Source organism: Microcystis sp. (assembly GCF_048564745.1).
Taxonomy (GTDB): domain Bacteria; phylum Cyanobacteriota; class Cyanobacteriia; order Cyanobacteriales; family Microcystaceae; genus Microcystis; species Microcystis ichthyoblabe_A.
This window is the reverse complement of record NZ_JBLZRT010000115.1, coordinates 1-20006: the sequence shown is the minus strand read 5'-3', so window position 1 is coordinate 20006 and position 20006 is coordinate 1. Positions and strand designations below refer to the sequence as shown.

The following is a 20006-nucleotide window of genomic DNA, read 5'->3' as shown; positions in this document are numbered from 1 at the left end:
TCCAGCTACATCAAATGTTCCAAAAAAATATAGAAGAGCTAATGCAAATTAGCCGCTATCGGTTGAAGGATTACATCAAAGGACAAAGAGCGATATCGCTTGCCCTATCTACCTTCTAGCTCGCTTGTCCCCCTCTCAGCCTATGTAGTTCTTCTTGCAAAATATTAACCGCTTTGATTACTTCATCTTTAGTATTAGTAATAATTTTAATATCATCAACGTATCGAGCATAATGAAAGCCATAAGCAATCATCAATTCATCTATTTTACTTAGTAAAATATTTGCCAAATAGCCATCAGTTATATTACCTACTAAAAGTCCTTGTTCTTTTTTTTCTAACTTTAATAATTTATCAACAACTGAGTAAAATTCAATTTCTGGCTGCAATATTTTCTGCAACAACGGTTTATATTTTTGAGGTAGAATACTCCCTGTTAAATCAAAAAGATTATTGATTAAGTAATTAGGTGATACACTATCATAAAATGATGTTATGTCGGCGTTTAATAAATAAGACTCTCTCTGCTCTTTTTTAAATTCTTTAATAAGATTTTCCCCCCATTGGATGAATTCTTTATATTGACAATCATAAGGTTTAAACAAATGGATAAATCCACTGAGTGATCGTTGAGTTCGGTTAGCATAGCTTGTTTTAATAAAAGAATTTTCAACTGCCAAGGAAAGGACATTAATCAAATGATATCTAATTGCATATTCTTTGAAAGGCAAATATACACATCTTCTAATAAAGAAATCTTCTTTGGGATAAGTATAAGCAAATGACTCATCTGGTATATAAGGTTGTTTTAAAGAGTAGATATTTTTAATATATTCAACTAAAAGGTTGATTTTATTTTGATTTTTACAATTGATACTTAGTTCAAAAAAATTACAAAATTGATCGTCATTAAGCCTACTATTCATTGCATAGTAAATCGACATTCTAATTAATTTTGTATCCGTTAAATAGTCTTCTATGTTAAAATTAAGCATAAATATCCTCTTGGCTCTAAATCTATATTAGAGCTATATTGCTATTTATTTTTCCCTTAGAGCCAAATTTTTTAAGATTCTTTCGATGTTTGCACTTTCTCATCTCAGCAAAAGAGAGAAAACAGCGATCGCAAACTGCGCCTTCAAATTCTTCAAACTCCCACAAAGCAGCAATCTTAAACTTTTTCTCACGATTTGGACATTTAGACAACAACTTTAAGTCATGCTTCTCACACCTCCCAACCGACTTAAACTGCCATTCAATCCGATGACAAAGCAACTCATCATTTCTGTTCAAACTGTTTCATAAAAGCTCGATCGATCCGATCTTTCCATAACCATAATAACGGTGATTGCCAGCCAAAACCGCCCCAAGATGCGATCGCTTTTTGGTCTCCCGTCCCGATTAAACTCAGATAATTTTTCTGGGGAAAATAGGGTTTTAGAGGCTGATTTTGCAGAATTCTGACTAAATTATCGAACAGGGGTTTTCCTTGTCGGACGGCAAAAACTCCCGCTTTCGGACGGGGATAATCTGGAATCGTGGCAATATCTCCCACGGCAAAAATATGGGGATGGGAAAGAGATTGCAGATAATTATTCACTAAAATAAACCCTTTTTCATCTGTCAGTAATCCTGACGCTTTTATCCAACTAGGGGCCGAGGCAGCCGTTACCCAAATTGTATAATCCATCGGTAAAATTAACCCCGATGAACAGATAATCCCATCTGCTTGCACTGCCGTCACATCCGTTGATAAATATAATCTAATTCCCCTTTGTTGACAAATATTCTCTAAACGTTGACCGACCCAATTATTATGGGCTGGTAGGAGTTTTTTTCCTCGATGAATTAGAGATAAATTCAAATTACTGCTAGAGTTGAGAATTTTGGCCAAACGGGACTGCATATTTAAAGCTAATTCGACCCCGCCTGCGCCACCACCAACAATGACGATATTGAGAGTATTATTCGGGTTATTAACCGCTTTTTTGAGGATTTCTTGCCATCCTTCCCGAAAAATCGGCACGGGTTTGGCGGGGATAGCGTACTCTTTAGCACCGATAACATTATCCACTGCCGGGAGGCTGCCGATATCGATCGAGAGATAATCAAAGGGAATCGGTGAAGAATTATGACAAATTACTTGACATTTTTCCGTATCTATGGAACTAGCTTTAGCCAAACAGAATTGCGCTTGAGAATACCTAGCTAGAGAAGGTAAATCGATATGAGTCTCGGCAAAATCATAAAAACCGGCGATGTGGCCAGGTAACATTCCCGAATAGGGGGTATGGGTGACATCGCTAATTAAAGTTAATTGAACGTTTTTTAGGGGTGATTGCCCCCAAAGACGAAGGGCGATCGCATGACTATGGCCACCACCGATAAAAACTAGACGCTTGACTAAATCCATAAAAAAAGGGGATTGCTGCCGGAAAAGTTAAATTCTAATGAATATATCTTCTGACACAGAAATTCTGTTGCAAGATCGAGGGTAGATAGACAAAAACTCAAGACATCGGGGCCAGGAACTTTTAACCAATGACAGTCAATTGGGATTTTGATCTTTTCGGACTCGATATTCTTAAGCAAATTCTATCTAGTATCTTCGCTTCCCAATAGAGAGAAGTCTATGCAAGAAGTTTATATCGTGGCCGCTGTCCGGACTCCAATTGGTCGTTTTGGTGGGGGATTAATGGGATTATCCCCGGCCGATTTAGGGGCAACAGTGATGAAATCCGCCCTAGAAATCGCTAATTTGCCCCCAGAAGCCCTAGATTTGTACATTTTCGGCAATGTTTTGGGATCGGGCCATGGTCAGTTAATCCCCCGACAAGCGGCGATTAAAGCGGGAATTCCCGTAAGCGTGGACGGATATCGGGTGGATATGGTTTGTTCTTCCGGAATGATTGCCGTTAGTAACGCTGCCACCTCAATTCGCGCCGGAGAAGCGGATCTCGTCCTCGCTGGTGGTATTGAATCCATGTCCCAAACTGGCTTTTTTCTCTCCCATCGGGCCCGGTGGGGTTATAAATTCCTTATGGGTGCGCCGGAACAATTAACCGACCTATTACTGCACGATGGCTTAACCGATGCTACCACGACTGAGGGCATGGGTTCCCAAGTTGATCGCCTCTGTCTCGATCGCGGGGTTTCTCGGCAAGCATTAGACGAAATTGCCGCCTTATCCCACCAAAGAGCGGCCACAGCCACAGAAAAAGGCTGGTTTAACGGCGAAATCGTGCCAATTGAGCTTAAATCTAAGAAAGGTTCCACAATTCTTGATCAAGATGAGGGTATTCGTTCCGATAGTACCCCGGAAGGTTTAGGAAAACTGCGGCCGGCTTTTAATCCGTCGGGAGTTTTAACCGCAGGGAATAGTAGTCAGATTTCCGATGGGGCCGCCGCTATCCTTTTAGCCAGTCAAAAAGCTGTGGATCAGTACGGTTTAAAACCAATTGCCAAAATCCTTGGCGGCGCTGTGGGTGCTGGCAAAACCGATCGCTTCCCAGAATTCCCCGTCCTCGCGGTGAAAAAATTGCTGGCATCTTTAGATAAAACGATCGAAGATTTCGATTTAGTGGAAAATAACGAAGCTTTTGCCTTAAATAATCTGCTTTTTGAGATGGATCTGGGGTTAGCGAGGGAAAAACAAAACGTTCACGGTGGTGCGATCGCCTTGGGTCATCCCATCGGCGCTTCCGGAGCGCGAATTCTGGTGACGTTAATTAACGCGTTGAAAGTACAGGATAAAACCCTCGGTATGGGGGCCATCTGTCATGGGACCGGTGGCGGAACAGCGATCGCAATTGAAAGAGTTTAGGAGGAAAAAGCTATGGTATCTCTGGGACTAGAGGAGAAAGTTATCGTCGTTACCGGCGGAAATCGAGGCATTGGGGCGGCTATTGTCTCTCTTTTGATAGATTTGGGGGCCAAGGTGGCCTACACGGATTTAGCCACGGATAATCCCCAGGGTTTAGGTATTGTCGCCGACGTGACTAAGTTGGAATCGATGGAAGCGGCAGCTCAACAAATTGAAGCGGAATTGGGACCAGTGTATGGCATCGTCGCTAACGCGGGGATTACCAGAGATAACTTTTTCGCTAAATTAACGCCGCTAGATTGGGATTTAGTGATTAATGTCAACCTAAAAGGGGTTAATCACACGATTAAACCGTTTATTGAGGGAATGTACGAACGACAAGCGGGATCGATCGTTTGTATTAGTTCTATTTCTGGTGATCGCGGTAATGCCGGCCAAACTAATTACGCAGCCACAAAAGCGGCAGTTATCGGTTTAGTCAAATCCCTAGCGCGAGAAGCTGCCCGTTATAATATTCGCGCCAATGCGATCGCACCGGGGTTTATTAACACGGAAATGACTTTAGCGATTCCCGATAAGGTTCGCGATAAAATCACCGCCGAAATTCCCTGTCGTCGCTTCGGTGAACCCGCAGATATCGCCTGGGCAACTGCCTATTTACTCTCTCCTATTGCCAGCAGTTATGTCTCTGGAGAAGTCCTCAGAGTTAATGGGGCCCACCACACCTAATCAGTTATCAGTTATCAGTTATCAGTTATCAGTGGGTAAGTTATCAGTTATCTAATTCAAAGATGGAAAATGTGTTTGTTATCGAAAAAATCGGGTCTAAAACCTCGCCTTAAGGCGAAAAGTTTTTGGAGCGGGGCATAAATCCCCATTACAAAAACGGCCTCCTGCTCCTTGCCTCCGTTATTTAGCGCCCGTTTAGCTAGTAAACAGGAGAGAAAAAATTATGAATCAGGAGTCTGAAGAAACGGTTAATGACGAGATGCGAACTGAATATGACTTTTCTGGTGGTATTCGTGGCAAATATTATCAAGCTTATCGACAGGCTAGTAATGTGATAATTCTCGATCCCGATGTGGCGGAAATTTTTCAGGATTCAGCCTCAGTCAATGAAGCGTTAAGATTACTGGCAAAAATTGCCAAGTCTGGAAAAATATGACTTATCAGTTATCAGTTATCGGGTGTAGAGTAGGTTAGTAAACTAGCGAAATCAGCGTTAAAGGAAAAGGGCAAAAATAATGGATAAACCGACACAAGCTTGGAGTGAGATGGCTACCGATTACGTCAATCTTTGGACAGAAACCGGGGCAAAAATGTGGTCAAGTTGGTTTGATATGATGGGGGCGATACCGACTCCTATGGGCAATATTAAACCAGAATTACAAGAGGCAACCCAGCGCTATTTCGATAATCGGGATTTATTGATCAAATTCCTAAAATTATCAGTGGAAGCTTGGGAAAGTATCTTTCCGAAAATGCAAACAGGAGAAAACTGGCAAACAATTTTAGATAATTATGCCCAACAGATGCGCGGTCAACTGAATAGTTTTACTACTACCACTTCCCAAAGTAGTCAAGATGTCAGTCAACTATGGACAATTTACCTGCAACAATTGCAAAGTCTCAATCATTTATGGTTCGATCCTTTCGTCCTGTCAAATGACACAATAACCAAAGCTTGGTTAGGTAACACTTCTTCCTTGATCGAACTCAATAATATCTATTGGCAGAAGTTTTATGATGAAACTTTTGGCCAATGGTTACAGATGCCTTTATTGGGATTGCCGCGAGAATTTAACCGCAAATTACTCGATAGTTTTGAAACTTGGCGCATTCTTTATCAGGCTAGTATTAACTATCAAATTGTGCTGGCTGATATTCAAGTTAAATCCTTTGAAGCTTTAACTAAAAAATTAGTTTTCCTAGCAGAAAAAGGTCAACCTGTCAAGGATTGGCGAGAATTTCAAGATGTGTGGAGTGTCGTCGCTGATGATATTTTTGAAAAGGCTTTTTGTCAACCAGAAAACCTAAAAGTAAGGGGAAAATTTATTAATTCCCTCAATGATTATCGCCTCAAACAGCAGGATTTGATGGAAATTTACCTGCGTTCGATGAATCTGCCCACCCGCAGCGAAGTCGATGAAATTCATCGGACTATCTATGAATTACGCAAAGAGGTAAAAAGTCTCAAAAAAGCTTTAGGAGAAAAAAAAGCAGTAGAAAGTAACAATTAGTTAATTGTGCTTGACAATCAGTTATCAGTTATCAGTTATCGGATTGCAGTTTTCAGTATATAGTGTTAGGTGAAAACTTCGGAACTTTCTTTTCACTGATTACTGTTCACTGCTCACTGAAAAATCCCCACTTCCCCACTTTTCTAGGAGAATTAAATTATGTGGCCATTTTTGACGCAAGTGAAACTGGAAGATTTTACCCAAGATTATCTAGAATTAACTCAGAAAAATCTCAAAGGTTTAGACAATCTCAAACGAGTTAAAGAAGAAGATATTCAGTGTGGAGTCTCAGAAAAAGAAGCAGTTTATCGGGAAGATAAAATCATTCTCTACCACTTTAAACCCGTGGTTGAAAAACCCTTCGAGATTCCCTTGCTGATGGTTTATGCTTTGGTCAATCGTCCCTACATGGTAGATTTACAGGAAGGGCGTTCTTTAGTGGCCAATCTGCTGAAATTAGGTCTAGATATCTACTTAATTGATTGGGGATATCCCACCAGAAGCGATCGCTGGTTAACCCTTGATGATTATATCAATGGTTATGTGGATAATTGCGTCGATTTTATTCGTCAAAGTCACCATCTCGACAAAATTAATCTGTTAGGAATCTGTCAGGGGGGAACCTTTAGTTTATGCTATAGTTCCCTCTATCCCGATAAGGTAAAAAATCTGGTAACAATGGTGACACCGGTGGACTTTTATCAAACCGAGACCCTCTTAAATATGCGCGGGGGGTGTTCCTTGGGAGCCGAAGCATTAGACATCGATTTAATGGTAGATACCATGGGCAATATTCCGGGAGATTTTCTCAACTTAGAGTTTCTGGAATTGAAACCTTTGCAGTTAGGTTATCAGAAATACCTCGATTTTCCTGACATCATGGAAGACGAATCAAAATTAGTTAATTTTCTGCGTATGGAAAAATGGATTTTTGATAGTCCTGACCAAGCGGGAGAATCCTATCGACAGTTTCTCAAGGATTTCTATCAGCAAAATAAACTGATTAAAGGGGAAGTGATGTTAGGAGATAAACGGGTAGATTTACATAATCTGACCATGCCAATTCTCAATCTTTATGCGGATAAAGATCACCTTGTCCCTCCCGCTTCTTCCCTCGCTTTAGGGAATTATATCGGTACTTCTGACTATACCGCTTGTGCTTTCCCCGTCGGACATATCGGAATGTATGTCAGTGGCAAAGTGCAACGGGATTTACCCCCCGCTATTAGCGATTGGTTGAAAGCAAGAGCTTAACAATCCTCGCACCTATCCCCTTTTCCAATTTGGGAGAGGGGTTTAGCAGTTTTTTCTCTACGGGTGTAACACAATACAACACATCGATAAAAAAACATCTACAGGCAATAAAATAAACTTTTGTAACAGAGGATGTTAAGCACTGTTGCAAGATCGGGCAGAATCGGAGAATCCCGTTCCTTTCGGCTAAACCCCTGTGGTACACTGCAAAGCGTACTCGCTCGTAAGTATGTAGGAGAAAACCTGAGTGTTAAGAGTCGCTGTTGTGGGTTCAGGGCCGGCCGGTTCTTCGGCGGCAGAAACATTAGCTAAAGCAGGCATTGAAACCTATTTATTTGAACGCAAATTAGATAATGCTAAACCCTGTGGTGGAGCGATTCCTCTCTGTATGGTGAGCGAATTTGACCTACCTCCTGAAATTATCGATCGCCGGGTGAGAAAAATGAAAATGATCTCCCCCTCTAACGTCGAAGTCGATATTAATCTCGATAATCAAGACGAATATATCGGAATGTGTCGTCGGGAAGTCCTCGACGGTTTTATGAGAGAACGCGCCCATAAATTAGGAGCGCATTTAATCAACGGAACCGTTTACGGTCTCGACATTCCCACCAATAGCACCGATCCCTATACCCTACACTACGCCGATCACTCCCACGGCAATTCCCAAGGGGAAATGAAATCTCTGAAGGTGGATATGGTTATCGGCGCCGACGGTGCTAATTCTCGCATTGCCAAAGCTATTGATGCCGGGGATTACAACTATGCGATCGCTTTCCAAGAACGCATCCGTCTTCCCCAAGATAAAATGGCCTACTACGAAGATCTGGCCGAAATGTATGTAGGAAAAGACGTATCCCCCGACTTCTACGCTTGGGTATTCCCCAAATACGATCACGTCGCCGTCGGTACTGGCACAATGAAGGTCAATAAAGCCATGATTAAAGACCTACAAGCCGGTATTCGCGCTCGCGCGGCCCGTCGTCTGGAAGGAGGCGAAATCATCCGCGTGGAGGCCCACCCCATCCCTGAACATCCCCGTCCTCGTCGTGTAGTCGGTCGTGTGGCCCTCGTAGGCGATGCTGCGGGAACAGTTACGAAGTCTTCGGGAGAAGGCATCTATTTCGCCGCTAAATCGGCGCGGATGTGTGCCGAAACCATTGTCGAAGTCACCAACGGCGGCCAACGTATTCCCACAGAGGACGAGTTAAAACTCTACCTCAAGCGTTGGGATAAGAAATACGGTATGACCTATCTGGTATTAGATATCCTGCAACGGGTTTTCTACCGTACCGATGCCACCCGGGAAGCTTTTGTGGAAATGTGTTCCGATAAGGACGTACAGAAGATGACTTTTGACAGTTATCTCTATAAAACCGTTGTTCCCGCTAATCCTCTCGTACAGATGAAGATTACCGCTAAAACCATCGGTTCTCTCCTGCGCGGTAACGCTTTGGCCCCTTAAAATCCATTGATAACCAGAAAACCCAATCTTCCCATGGCGGTGGTTGGGTTTTCTTTTGGGTTGTCCCTTCCTGTCTTCTCTAATTCGGGTTTGCTGAATAAATTTGAAATGTAGGCAAAGTAAAGGTTTTGGGGCTTTTCTCGCGAAACAGGTGCAAGATTTTGAGAGAATCGTCGTTCAAAACCTTGCGTCTTCATCGGCCCGCGTCCTGTAGGGGCGAAGCATTCGGACAATAACCTATCGGTGAAAAGGTAGATTTTCTATCCGAATGCTTCGCCCGTACTTATTCAGCAAACCCTAATTCAAATAAAAATGCCGAAAAAATATTTGATAAGCTGTTCATAATTTAAATGCGCGGGCAGCTGACAGTACAGGTTATGGCCTTTTGTTAAAGAGGCAGTCAAGATAGATGGTGTAAATGCGCTACTATTTAATGGTAAAGCCGTCCTCAAGAGACGGGGTGTCGGACTCAATTTTTCGATGACCAGAGTAAATCCGAAGTTAATTATTCATGGGGGAGCGAGTTCCCTAGAGGACAAAGGTGGTTTAGAATCAGTGCGCGATTCTCTCCGGGGGATTGTTAAGAATATTTACAACCTCCTTGACAATGGTGCTAGTGCTGTGGATGCGGTGACAAAAGGATGTATGTTACTGGAGGATGAACCGCGATTTAATGCTGGGACCGGTTCGGTGGTGCAATCGGATGGTCAGGTGCGAATGAGTGCAGCCTTGATGGATGGTCGTCATCAGCGTTTAAGCGGTGTCATTAACGTCTCGCGGGTACAGAATCCCATTAGCCTAGCCCACTTTCTCCAAAGTCAAGAGGATCGCATTCTCTCGGAAATTGGGGCTGCAGATCTGGCCCGAGAATTACAAATTCCCCTCTATGATCCCCTCACCGATTATCGGATTCAAGAATGGATGGAGGAAAGAAAGACGAATTTTAATCGCAAAATGGCCCGTTTATTCGCCGACTCGTCAGCGCAACGGGGAACTATCGGGGTAGTAGCTCTTGATCAACAAGGAGACATCGCCGCCGGAACTTCTACCGGGGGGAAGGGATTAGAAAGAATTGGTCGCGTTAGTGACAGTGCCATGCCGGCCGGCAATTATGCCAATCCATGGGCCGGAGTAAGTTGTACGGGGGTCGGGGAAGATATTATCGATGAGTGTTTAGCCGCTAAGGTGGTCATTCGCGTCACCGATGGTTTTTCCCTCGCCGCTGCCGTGAAGAAATCGATGCACGAATCCCAAACTAATGGTCGGGATCTGGGCATGATTTCCCTCGATCGTCAGGGTAATATTGTTTGGGGGAAAACGGCGGAAATTCTCTTGGCTGCCTATCACGACGGTCAGGCGATCGGTGATACCCTAGAATGGCACGGTGAAAATGCGGGTTTAATCGGTCATGTCGCCGTCGGATAGTGGAACAAACCGCGATCGAGCCTAGTCTTTTCGGTTAATCTGTGCAAGATACTTCTTCTCGAAAAATCTCCGTGTGGCAATACATTATCCCTATTTTTGACCCCGATGTGAAAAACTGGTCAGCCGAAGCGCGATTATTGCGCTGGATGACCTTTTTGTGGCTGTTAGTCGGGTTAGTCGTGCTTTTTTCCGCTTCCTACGCTCTGGCTGACAGTCGCTTTGATAACGGACTATACTATTTTATCCGCCAATTAATCTGGCTTTGGGTTGGCTTAATTGGCTTTAATTTCCTGGTGCGATTGCCGATCGAGAAACTCCTCAAAATCGCCCCCTGGATGATTTTATTAGTTTTAGGATTAATTTTGATCACTCTCATCCCCGGTTTGGGAGCTAATATCAACGGTGCCACCCGTTGGATTAAAATCGGGCCGATTCTCTTGCAACCGTCGGAATTTATGAAACCGTTTCTCGTCCTGCAAGGAGCGGCGGTTTTCGGTGGATGGCCGCGTTTAAATGTCAATCAACGGTTAACTTGGATTGCTATTTTTGGCCTAATTCTAGCGGGCATCCTCTTACAACCTAACTTGAGTACCACTGCTCTGTGTGGTATAACTCTCTGGCTGATCGCTCTTGCCTCCGGTCTGCCTTTATCCTACATGACCAGTAGTGCTTTACTGGGTTTAACTATGGCTGTGGTTAGTGTTACTTTCCGCGAATACCAGAGAAAACGGATTTTATCTTTCTTAGACCCCTGGCAGGATCCCCGGGGTGATGGTTATCAATTAGTGCAGAGTTTACTGGCGATCGGTTCTGGCGGAACCACCGGCAGCGGTTACGGTTTATCCCAACAAAAATTATTTTATCTACCCTTCCCGGATACGGATTTTATTTTCGCTGTCTTTGGCGAGGAATTTGGTTTTATTGGCGGTATTTTACTGTTAATTATGCTATTTCTCTACGCTACTCTCGCCCTGATCGTGGCGGTTAAATGTCGTCATCGCATCAAAAAATTAGTGGCGATCGGGGCGATGGTTATTTTAATCGGTCAATCTCTGTTAAATATCGGTGTGGCCACTGGTTCTTTACCCACTACTGGCTTACCTTTCCCTTTCTTTAGTTATGGCGGCAGTTCCAGTTTAGCCAGTCTCTTTTTAGCCGCCCTCTTAATCCGGGTGGCCAGGGAAGAAAATGACCCCGATCCAGTTCCCACCAGTAAAAAAAGTCCTCAGAAAACTGTCTCGGTTTTCGGTGATCGGTGATGAATTATGAATTATGAATTATGAGGTGGGGTGTAGGGAGTGGGAAGAATAAATAAAAATAATCTCCTGACGACGGATTCCTGACTCCTAACCCAATGTTCGACCAAGATAAGCAAAAATTATTGATTGATGACAAAAACTTGAGAATATTTAAATTAACATTCCGCAATATTTACAAATTCTTAAAAATTAATTGAGAAAGATTTTTATTTAACAACGATGTTACAATGGTTACAGCGATTTTACTGAATTTCATAATGGCCTATCTTGTGCTTTTTTGGACAGCAACGCTTGAAACCCTTGCCACAGCTAGAAGGTAATCCTAATTAAGACAGGTAAATGAGTCAATTTCACCCACAACGATGATCTTTTTTTTGTGTAGTTTTATTGCAAAAAAAAAGTTTTTTTGACAAAAAGCACAAAGTATGCCGCTGTCAACGGACTTCGTGGCTGTTGGGGGGGAGAGGGGAGCAGGGAAAATAAATACAAGCAATCTCCTGACTCCTGATTACTGATCACTGATTACTGATTACTGATTGGGTGTCACCTTATCAATAACCTTGAGAGTCCCGTCATCCTTAACCGTCCAGACATCGTAACTACCGACCACATCGCCATTTTCATCGATATCCACATTACCACTGGCCCCCTGATAGTTAATATCTTCGCCTTTGCGAATCATTTCCATGGCTTGACAAGCATCGGTTACTTCCGTCCCAGGACCATTAGCCACCTCACGAATCTTGCTTTGAATCCCTTCACCAGTGTTAGATTTAGCCGCCTCAGCTGCTAACATCAATAAAATCGCCGCGTCCCAAGTATGGGAAACAAAAGCAGTGACATCCTTGCCGGTCTTTTCTTTCCAGAGGCTAGTAAAAGCGCTTAAAGCTTGACCGTCGGCCCCGGGGACAGTGCCTAGGGCGCCAGCAATAATTGACTTACCATCGGTTCCTTTCCCCACCTGTTTGGTGAAATCTTCCGAATAAACCCCATCGGTGAGGAGGACAGTAACTCCTTTGGTCAATCCCTGTTTATAGGCCGCTTGTAGCAATAAACTGCCCGTTTCAGCGTAAAGGACTGCCGCTACAGCATCCGGTTGGTTAGCGAAGGCAGCCGCCGCTTCACTATCGAGAGTGGCAGCTTTCGGGTCATAACGGACAGGATTTTGCTTATTAGTGATAGTGCCGCCTAATTTATCGAAAGCGCTCACGAATTCCCGTTCAAATCCGACTCCATAATCGTTATTGATCACGACGGTGGCCACATTTTGAAAACCCTTTTTCTTAGCTAGGACCGCTAAAGCTTGAGCTTGGTAGGTGTCTGGGGGAGCCGTCCGCGCCCAAAAACCTTGAAAATCGCCTTTTTTCGCCCTGTCAGTAAATACGGGACTGGTGCTACCCGGAGAGACTAACATAACTTTATTTCTCACCGCCACATCGACGGCTGCTCCCGATACACTACTGGCAAAAGAACCGATCACACCGGCTACTTTATCCACCTCCGCTAGTTTCGTCATCGCTGAAGCACCGGCAGCGGGATCGGTTTGGTCATCTTCTTTCACCAGGGTGACGGGTTTGCCATTGACTCCACCACAGGCATTGATAGTCTCTACCGCTAGGGCAGCCGCTTCGGGCATATTTTGACCAATAGCGGCTAAATCTCCGGTAATGGGCAGTAAGGCCCCTAATTTTAGTCCCTCATCACTGGGGGCAGTGGTGGTGGGACTAGAGGTGTTGTTATCCGGGGTTTGGGCATTATTACAAGCGGTTAAAAAATTAGCTAAGAGGCTGATGCTCAGGGTTAGGGCTAGGGGCGATCGAATATATCTCTGCATGGCAGTAAAATTAAGGATGAGTCAAGGTTGCAAGACTGAAAAGCCCGGACTGGGAAAATTCTAATCGATGTTAGCATTCTCTTCAAATCAAACAGGTTTCCATCTTAATTTAGATATTGATGGAAAAAATGGCTAATTTGTTCGATTTATGCCCTAGTAATTATGAATTATGAATTATGAATTATGGTTCTTCGGTTTGTCTTATGCAACGTACAGGGTTATAAGGAATGAAACTCTTATAGAGAAAGACATTTGGCGATTTTTGTTAATTGTTTTCGCTCTAGAGCGAACTAATCAATTAAATCTTTTGCCAGATAAGAATTTAGTCGATTTATGCCACCCGATCGAACCAGACCAAGTAACGAAGAACCCTGAAAACTCGCATCTGATAACTGTTTACTGATCACTGGTCACTGATGGCTGAAAACCCACTTAGGAAGCTTTGGCTAAAACGGTGTTCTGGTTTAAAAACTGAATCGCCGTTTGGTATTGACTATCTTTTTCGGTGCCGATTTCCTCATAGGTGATCGGTTCCTGTGCCACCACTTGATCCGGCATAATTCCTAACTTATGAATATCATGGTGGGCGGGAGTTTCATATTTGGCGACGGTAATCGCTAATCCTGCCCCATCGGGTAACTCGAATAAAGACTGAATTAATCCCTTACCGAAAGTCTTTTCTCCCACTAAAACCCCTCGTTGATTGTCCTGTAATGCTCCGGCTAAAATCTCGCTGGCGCTGGCGGTTCCCTGATTGACTAAAACCACTAGAGGCGCATCGGTTAAAGCATTGCCAGCAGCGGCAAAACTATCGGCAATTCCCTCGCGATTAACCGTATAAACGATCGTTCCCTGATTAATCCACATCCGAGCGATTTCTATGCCCGCTTGCAGTAAACCACCAGGGTTATTTCTTAGATCCAAAATATAACCCTTGGCTCCTTGTTTTTGTAGGTTCGTCACAGCTTCCGAGACTTCTTTGGCAGCGTTAGCACTAAATTGATTTAAGCGCACATAACCGATCGGCAAGGAACTAGAATTTTTATCCAAAACCGCTACCACTGGACTTAAAGAAATGCGTTGACGGGTTAAAGATAGGGTTTTTGGTTGACTTTTTTGATCGGGAAGAATGACTAAGGAAACTTCTGTTCCGGGGGTGCCGCGCATTTTGGCCGCCGCCGCATCGAGGGTTAAAGTAGTGGTATCGATCCCATCAATAAACAAAATGCGATCGTGGCTAGTCAAACCAGCGGCCTCGGCAGGAGAACCGGCAAGGGGGGCAACCACTTCTAAGTAACCATTGTCGGGATTGATATTAATTTGCAGTCCTACCCCCGATAATTCCCCCGTGGTGCTAATTTGTAGGTTATGGTATTGATCCGGTCGCAAGAGACGGGTAAAGGGTTCATCGAGAGTGGCTAACATCTGTTCGATGGCATTATAGGCCGCCGTCCGATCGTTAAGGGGTTTTTTGATGAATTGTTCCCGCACCTGCCACCAGTTTTGATGATTAAAGGTGTCATCATAATAAGATTGGTTGACTAATCGCCAAGATTGCAGTAGTAATTTTTGTTCTTCGCTAAAGGCGGCTGCTGTGGGTGTCCATGCCATCCAAGTCAGACAAAACCAAAATCCCACCAATAATCCCGCCCACAACGATTTTTTTCTCATCTTGCTTCTCTTATAAATCCAGTGCTGATCTGCTGATTATTTTCAGTATAGTCTTTTCTCTGAAATCGATTCTTATCTGGTAACTCTTTCCCTTGAAGGCATTGCCATAAAAAAGAGGGTAGTTATGGTTAACTACCCCAAAAAATTCTACTAGATCGGTGCCATTAAGCGATCGCTTAATTGTTCAGCTACTAGACAGCCACAACTTTTTTGCTGACTTGGGTTAATTGCCCTTTAGCATATTTGGCTGCGTAGTCATCGAGGGACATTTGTTTGATTTTGCTGGCGTTACCGGCGGTACCAAATTGTTGATAGCGATCGGCACAAACTTTCTGCATATAGGTGATCGAGGGTTTCAGGAAGAAACGGGGATCAAACTCTTTCGGGTTGCTGAATAGTGCTTCACGAACTGCGGCGGTAATTGCTAAACGGCAGTCGGTGTCGATATTGATTTTACGCACACCACTCTTGATGCCTTTTTGGATTTCTTCCACGGGAACACCGTAGGTTTCAGGGATAGCGCCACCGAATTGGTTGATTAATTCGAGGAGATCTTCAGGAACCGAGGAAGAACCGTGCATGACCAAGTGAGTATTGGGTAAGCGGTTATGAATTTCTTCAATACGGCTAATAGCGAGAATTTCGCCGGTGGGTTTGCGGGTAAATTTGTAAGCGCCGTGGCTAGTACCAATGGCTACTGCTAAAGCATCTACTTGGGTTCTTTCGACGAAATCCACCGCTTCATCGGGATCGGTTAACAGCATCGAGTGATCTAATTCTCCCTCAAAACCGTGACCGTCTTCTGCTTCTCCTTTACCGGTTTCTAAGGAACCTAAACAACCGAGTTCCCCTTCCACACTAGCACCGATCGAGTGGGCAACTTTTACCACTTCAGCAGTAACGTTAACGTTGTACTCGTAGGTGGCGGGAGTTTTAGCATCCGCTTCTAAGGAACCATCCATCATGACGCTGGTGAAACCGTTACGGATGGCCGAGTAGCAGGTGGCGGGTTCATTACCGTGATCTTGGTGCATCACGATGGGGATATGAGGATAGGTTTCCACCGCGGCGGTGATCAAGTGACGCAGGAAGTTTTCCCCTGCATATTTGCGCGCACCGCGAGAAGCTTGTAGGATAACGGGGCTGTCGGTGGCTGCCGCCGCTTGCATGATCGCTTGGATCTGCTCCATATTATTTACGTTAAAAGCGGGGATGCCATATCCGTTCTCAGCCGCGTGATCCAACAATAACCGCATGGGGACGAGTGCCATATCCTTTACTCCTTAATCTATTTCTTGTTTTTTGTCTCTTTAAATTCAAGAAAGTTAATTCTCTTACCTGTTAATCTTAAGATAGTTTTTACACTTTGACGATCCCCAAAAAAAATTTTTCCCAGTTTCGTCCTAAGATGACCACAATCTCCGTTGCGCTGGTCCGTTAAGTAGTTCGTGTGTATCAAATAACAGACTGGGAATCGGCAATTTTTCCGGGCAGCGAGGTAAACAATCACCACATTCAGTACAATTATTGGCCTTGCGTCCGGGGAACCAATGACCGGCATTTTCCAGCATTCGATAGCGATACTGGCCAAAATCGGTCATTTCGTAAGCTACTGCCAGATTCCGCAGTCTCAACACTTCGGGGATATTAATATTTTCAGGACAGGGTAAACATTGATAACATTGGCTACATAGATCTGTGGCCAATTTATCGGTTAAATGTGTCTCTAAACGCTTAAAAACGGCAATTTCTGCCGCATCTAGGGGCTGATCTTCTTCGCATACGTTAATAATTGCCTCTAATTCCTCTGGTATCGCTGCCCCGACGCTGAGGGTAGTAATGCGCGGATCGCTCAATAAAAAGCGATAATTTAGCTCTAGGGGTGAAAAAGGGGCGCATAATTCCTCTAGCTTCTTGGGAGGTCTGTGGAGATTACCTCCCTTATCAGCAGGGGAAATAATAAACACACCCATGTCCTTTGCTTGGGCTAAAGCGATCGCTGGTTGCTGTCTTTGCCAAAAAAAATAGTAATGGATATTGACAAAAGCGAAGAAATCTGTATTGATCGTCTCCAGAATAATTTCTAGGGGTGCATGGGTAGAAAAGCCAATATGACCGATTTTTCCAGCTTCTTGGGCCATAAAAACGGCTTTCATGCAGCCTTGCGGGTCTTTAATCCAGTTTAAATGCTCGCGGGTGTTAATACCGTGAATTGCTAGACAATCGAGGTAATTTAATTGTAATCGTTCTAGGGATTCGCCGATCGCTTTTTCCATAGTTTGGCGATCGGGAGTGGGAACCAATTTCGTGGTCAGATAAACCCGCTCCCGCACTCCTTGACGCTGCAGGTAGCGACCGAGAAAAACTTCGCTATTACCGTAACCTCTGGCCGTTTCTAGGTGATTAATCCCCAATTCTAGGGCGCGATCGAGTGTTGCGGCAAACACTGACTCTGAGGACAAACAGCGCATTGTCCCCAGAGAAAACAGCGAAAATTGGCAATTAGTACGGCCAAATCGTCGATAACGCATTGATTCAGTTATCAGTTATCAGTTATCAGTTATCAGTTATCAGTTACCAGTTATCAGTTATCAGTTATCAGTTACCAGTTATCAGTTATCAGTTACCAGTTACCAGTTACCAGTTAAGTAGGGCTTGCTGAATAAATCTAAAAACCTTGTTGGATAAGAATTTTAGACTTTTTTCCCATCAAAAAGTGCCAGACACTGGGGTGATCGGGGGGAAGTTTAGGCACTTTTTCCCTGAAAATTAGGTAATTGACCCCGGCGGTTCGACAGGCTCACCGTCCACTCGACTGAGCTCGCCGAACGTCCTGAAAATCGCTAAAACCCTACACCCTACACCCTACACCCGTTCGGCTGAGCTCACGGCCGAAGCCCACACCCTGCCCCTACGAAAAACTTTTTGCCGCAAACCCTAAGTAGGTAACCTCAGTTCGGGATAAGCTAAAACCCTGATGCTACCGTAGCCTAAAACTCCTATTCTTTCGTGGAAGCTATGGCAAAATTCCCTTATCCCGAACTGACGTTAAGATACAGTCTTATGGGCGAGTGAGTGGAACGAACCACTCCAGACACAAAGGACACAGAGATCGATCACTACTATATAAGTTAAAATTATCACACAAAGAATAAGACAGCCACTGATAGAGCTTACAGTATAGTGATTAATAGAAGCAATTTGCAAAGAATTATCGAGATAAAGAATGGATATTCGATCGACTGACACCTCGCTCCTTACTTGGACAGGAGATACTTTAGCCCTAGGTTTACCAGAAGGAGCCATCGAGATTGCAGGAGAATTGGCAGAATTAAACAATAAACTGGGGGGAACCCTAGGGGAACTCATCTCCGAGACGGAATTCGAGGGAAAATTAGGCAGCAGTGCGGCGACTCGTCTAGGTGGTGGTGGTCCGATTCGCAAATTAATCCTGGTGGGATTGGGAAAAACTGCCGATTTCGACCTGCAAACCCTGCGTCTAGCGGCCGCCGCGATCGCTCGTCTGGCCAAACAACAAAAAAGCCAAGCTCTGGCCATCAGTTTACCAGTAGTTGGGGATCAGTCCGCCACTGCCGGAGCAATCACGGAAGGGCTGCTGCTGGCCACTCATCAGGATACCCGCTTCAAGTCCACTAAGGAGGAAAAAGGAGCCAAATTAGAAACCGTCGAGTTATTGGGTTTAGGAGAGCAAGCATCGGCGATCGCCAAGGCCGAGCAAATCTGTTCCGGGGTGATTCTGGCCAGAGAATTAGTCAATGCTCCCGCGAACACCGTCACCCCCCTAACCATGGCAGAAACCGCCGAGCAAATTGCCAGCGAATACGGATTAAGTCTCAAAATTCTGGAACAGGAAGAATGCGAAAGCTTGGGTATGGGAGCCTTCCTAGGAGTGGCAAAAGCATCGGATATTCCCCCGAAATTCCTTCATTTAATCTATAAACCCCAAGGAACCCCGAAACGTAAACTAGCAATCGTCGGCAAAAGTTTAACCTTTGATTCCGGCGGTTTGAATATTAAAGGGGCCGGCAGTGGCATCGAAACCATGAAAATGGATATGGGGGGTGGTGCCGCTACCCTAGGGGCAGCCAAGGCGATCGCTCAATTACGGCCAGAAGTGGAAGTACACTTTATCTGTCCGGCTACGGAAAATATGATTAGTGGTCGCGCTATGCACCCCGGGGACATTTTAACCGCTTCTAACGGCAAAACTATTGAAGTCAATAACACCGATGCCGAGGGACGATTAACCCTGGCCGATGGCTTGGTTTTTGCGGAAAAATTAGAGGTAGATGCGATCGTGGATCTAGCCACTTTAACCGGGGCCTGTGTCATCGCTTTGGGTGACGATATCGCCGGTTTATGGAGTAGCGATGAGAGTCTCGCTGCTCAACTCCAAGAGGCCGCTAAATTAGCCGGCGAAAAATTCTGGCCAATGCCTCTAGAAGAAAAATATTTCGAGGGTCTGAAGTCTCAAATTGCCGATATGAAAAACACTGGCCCGCGCCCCGGCGGTTCCATTACAGCCGCTTTATTTTTGAAGCAATTCATTAATAATACTCCCTGGCTCCACCTAGATATCGCAGGACCGGTCTGGTCCGATAAAGAAAATGGCGTTAATAATTCCGGGGCCACCGGTTTTCCCGTCCGCACTCTAGTTAATTGGGTAATGGCCAATAATTAAGTTATCGGTGATCGGTAAGCGGTATTAGGTGAGGAGTATTTTCACTGTTTACTGTTTACCGATCCCTGAAAAATCTGCCCCACCCCTCACCCCTATCTCAAGGTCGCGAGAGGACTCCCGTTAAACTGCGTAGCGGTTAACGGGAGATGAATCGCGACCAGAATGAAACTAACGCAGTAGCCTTTCCACTTTTGGGGAGTTTTGGTTCTCGACGTATTTTTTTAGTTGTTCGACAGTAACGTCGCCACAACTAGCCACGAAATAAGCTCCCGCCCAAAAATAGGGTTTGTTGTCGAAATACTTTGCCGCCAAATCCGGAAATTCTTGTCTAATT

At 44.5% G+C, this 20006-nt stretch carries 17 protein-coding genes; 9 read left to right on the top strand and 8 right to left on the bottom strand.

Annotated features, from left to right (window positions below):
* Window positions 1-115: 115 nt before the first annotated feature.
* The gene (locus tag ACOCD9_RS12995) at window positions 116-994 is read right to left on the bottom strand and encodes an RNA-directed DNA polymerase (protein ID WP_419547712.1); all 879 of its coding nucleotides are present in this window, start codon (window positions 992-994) and stop codon (window positions 116-118) included.
* Window positions 995-1278: 284 nt separating this feature from the next.
* Window positions 1279-2412 (bottom strand): FAD-dependent oxidoreductase, encoded by a 1134-nt coding sequence (locus ACOCD9_RS12990; RefSeq protein WP_419547711.1) that lies wholly within the window; start codon window positions 2410-2412, stop codon window positions 1279-1281.
* Window positions 2413-2631: 219 nt separating this feature from the next.
* Between ACOCD9_RS12990 and phaA the strand changes: the two genes are divergently transcribed.
* From phaA to chlP, 6 genes are all read left to right on the top strand, one after another.
* Window positions 2632-3822: an acetyl-CoA acetyltransferase PhaA gene (gene phaA / locus ACOCD9_RS12985; RefSeq protein WP_271929416.1), complete on the top strand. Its 1191-nt coding sequence runs from the start codon at window positions 2632-2634 to the stop codon at window positions 3820-3822.
* A gap of 12 nt (window positions 3823-3834) precedes the next feature.
* Window positions 3835-4551, top strand: coding sequence for an acetoacetyl-CoA reductase PhaB (gene phaB, locus ACOCD9_RS12980; RefSeq protein ID WP_287742274.1), 717 nt, complete (start codon window positions 3835-3837; stop codon window positions 4549-4551).
* A gap of 223 nt (window positions 4552-4774) precedes the next feature.
* The gene (locus ACOCD9_RS12975; RefSeq protein WP_002784823.1) at window positions 4775-4987 is read left to right on the top strand and encodes a hypothetical protein; all 213 of its coding nucleotides are present in this window, start codon (window positions 4775-4777) and stop codon (window positions 4985-4987) included.
* Window positions 4988-5066: 79 nt separating this feature from the next.
* Window positions 5067-6062 (top strand): class III poly(R)-hydroxyalkanoic acid synthase subunit PhaE, encoded by a 996-nt coding sequence (gene phaE, locus ACOCD9_RS12970; RefSeq protein WP_419547709.1) that lies wholly within the window; start codon window positions 5067-5069, stop codon window positions 6060-6062.
* A 159-nt stretch (window positions 6063-6221) separates the two neighbouring features.
* On the top strand, window positions 6222-7316 hold the full coding sequence (locus tag ACOCD9_RS12965; protein ID WP_002795840.1) for a class III poly(R)-hydroxyalkanoic acid synthase subunit PhaC: 1095 nt from the start codon (window positions 6222-6224) through the stop codon (window positions 7314-7316).
* Between the two features lie 247 nt (window positions 7317-7563).
* The gene (gene chlP / locus ACOCD9_RS12960; protein WP_002751549.1) at window positions 7564-8781 is read left to right on the top strand and encodes a geranylgeranyl reductase; all 1218 of its coding nucleotides are present in this window, start codon (window positions 7564-7566) and stop codon (window positions 8779-8781) included.
* Here chlP and ACOCD9_RS12955 read toward each other — a convergent pair.
* Window positions 8778-8978 carry a hypothetical protein gene (locus ACOCD9_RS12955; RefSeq protein ID WP_287704739.1) on the bottom strand — a complete coding sequence of 67 codons (201 nt, stop codon included), beginning with the start codon at window positions 8976-8978 and terminating at the stop codon, window positions 8778-8780. The two genes, chlP and ACOCD9_RS12955, sit on opposite strands and share 4 nt — an antisense overlap.
* Window positions 8979-9261: 283 nt before the next feature.
* Here ACOCD9_RS12955 and ACOCD9_RS12950 point away from each other — a divergent pair, with 283 nt between their 5' ends.
* Window positions 9262-10206: an isoaspartyl peptidase/L-asparaginase gene (locus ACOCD9_RS12950; protein WP_287704737.1), complete on the top strand. Its 945-nt coding sequence runs from the start codon at window positions 9262-9264 to the stop codon at window positions 10204-10206.
* Between the two features lie 71 nt (window positions 10207-10277).
* Window positions 10278-11465 (top strand): FtsW/RodA/SpoVE family cell cycle protein, encoded by a 1188-nt coding sequence (locus ACOCD9_RS12945; RefSeq protein ID WP_287704781.1) that lies wholly within the window; start codon window positions 10278-10280, stop codon window positions 11463-11465.
* A 529-nt stretch (window positions 11466-11994) separates the two neighbouring features.
* Here ACOCD9_RS12945 and ACOCD9_RS12940 read toward each other — a convergent pair.
* The 4 genes from ACOCD9_RS12940 to ACOCD9_RS12925 form a co-directional block, all read right to left on the bottom strand.
* Window positions 11995-13299: an ABC transporter substrate-binding protein gene (locus ACOCD9_RS12940; protein ID WP_419547708.1), complete on the bottom strand. Its 1305-nt coding sequence runs from the start codon at window positions 13297-13299 to the stop codon at window positions 11995-11997.
* 432 nt (window positions 13300-13731) lie between these two features.
* Window positions 13732-14970 carry a carboxyl-terminal processing protease CtpA gene (ctpA, locus tag ACOCD9_RS12935; protein WP_419547706.1) on the bottom strand — a complete coding sequence of 413 codons (1239 nt, stop codon included), beginning with the start codon at window positions 14968-14970 and terminating at the stop codon, window positions 13732-13734.
* 191 nt (window positions 14971-15161) lie between these two features.
* Window positions 15162-16241 carry a class II fructose-bisphosphate aldolase gene (gene fba / locus ACOCD9_RS12930; RefSeq protein ID WP_002744497.1) on the bottom strand — a complete coding sequence of 360 codons (1080 nt, stop codon included), beginning with the start codon at window positions 16239-16241 and terminating at the stop codon, window positions 15162-15164.
* A gap of 132 nt (window positions 16242-16373) precedes the next feature.
* Window positions 16374-17501, bottom strand: coding sequence for an aldo/keto reductase (locus tag ACOCD9_RS12925; RefSeq protein WP_419547705.1), 1128 nt, complete (start codon window positions 17499-17501; stop codon window positions 16374-16376).
* A 695-nt stretch (window positions 17502-18196) separates the two neighbouring features.
* On the opposite strand from ACOCD9_RS12925, the gene ACOCD9_RS12920 reads away from it, so the two are divergent.
* The gene (locus tag ACOCD9_RS12920; RefSeq protein WP_419547703.1) at window positions 18197-19672 is read left to right on the top strand and encodes a leucyl aminopeptidase; all 1476 of its coding nucleotides are present in this window, start codon (window positions 18197-18199) and stop codon (window positions 19670-19672) included.
* Window positions 19673-19840: 168 nt separating this feature from the next.
* On the opposite strand, the gene ACOCD9_RS12915 is transcribed toward ACOCD9_RS12920, so the two are convergent.
* The coding region (locus ACOCD9_RS12915; RefSeq protein ID WP_287704779.1) for a transposase at window positions 19841-20006 on the bottom strand (166 nt) is incomplete at its 5' end.

Bases quoted from the DNA above. Each gene is read 5' to 3' on its own strand.
- ACOCD9_RS12950 (WP_287704737.1), top strand. From the start codon at position 9,262: ATGACCAGAGTAAATCCGAAGTTAATTATTCATGGGGGAGCGAGTTCC.
- fba (WP_002744497.1), bottom strand. From the start codon at position 16,241: ATGGCACTCGTCCCCATGCGGTTATTGTTGGATCACGCGGCTGAGAAC.
- ACOCD9_RS12995 (WP_419547712.1), bottom strand. From the start codon at position 994: ATGCTTAATTTTAACATAGAAGACTATTTAACGGATACAAAATTAATT.
- ctpA (WP_419547706.1), bottom strand. From the start codon at position 14,970: ATGAGAAAAAAATCGTTGTGGGCGGGATTATTGGTGGGATTTTGGTTT.
- ACOCD9_RS12990 (WP_419547711.1), bottom strand. From the start codon at position 2,412: ATGGATTTAGTCAAGCGTCTAGTTTTTATCGGTGGTGGCCATAGTCAT.
- ACOCD9_RS12965 (WP_002795840.1), top strand. From the start codon at position 6,222: ATGTGGCCATTTTTGACGCAAGTGAAACTGGAAGATTTTACCCAAGAT.
- phaE (WP_419547709.1), top strand. From the start codon at position 5,067: ATGGATAAACCGACACAAGCTTGGAGTGAGATGGCTACCGATTACGTC.
- phaB (WP_287742274.1), top strand. From the start codon at position 3,835: ATGGTATCTCTGGGACTAGAGGAGAAAGTTATCGTCGTTACCGGCGGA.
- ACOCD9_RS12925 (WP_419547705.1), bottom strand. From the start codon at position 17,501: ATGCGTTATCGACGATTTGGCCGTACTAATTGCCAATTTTCGCTGTTT.
- ACOCD9_RS12940 (WP_419547708.1), bottom strand. From the start codon at position 13,299: ATGCAGAGATATATTCGATCGCCCCTAGCCCTAACCCTGAGCATCAGC.
- phaA (WP_271929416.1), top strand. From the start codon at position 2,632: ATGCAAGAAGTTTATATCGTGGCCGCTGTCCGGACTCCAATTGGTCGT.
- ACOCD9_RS12955 (WP_287704739.1), bottom strand. From the start codon at position 8,978: ATGAAGACGCAAGGTTTTGAACGACGATTCTCTCAAAATCTTGCACCT.
- ACOCD9_RS12975 (WP_002784823.1), top strand. From the start codon at position 4,775: ATGAATCAGGAGTCTGAAGAAACGGTTAATGACGAGATGCGAACTGAA.
- ACOCD9_RS12920 (WP_419547703.1), top strand. From the start codon at position 18,197: ATGGATATTCGATCGACTGACACCTCGCTCCTTACTTGGACAGGAGAT.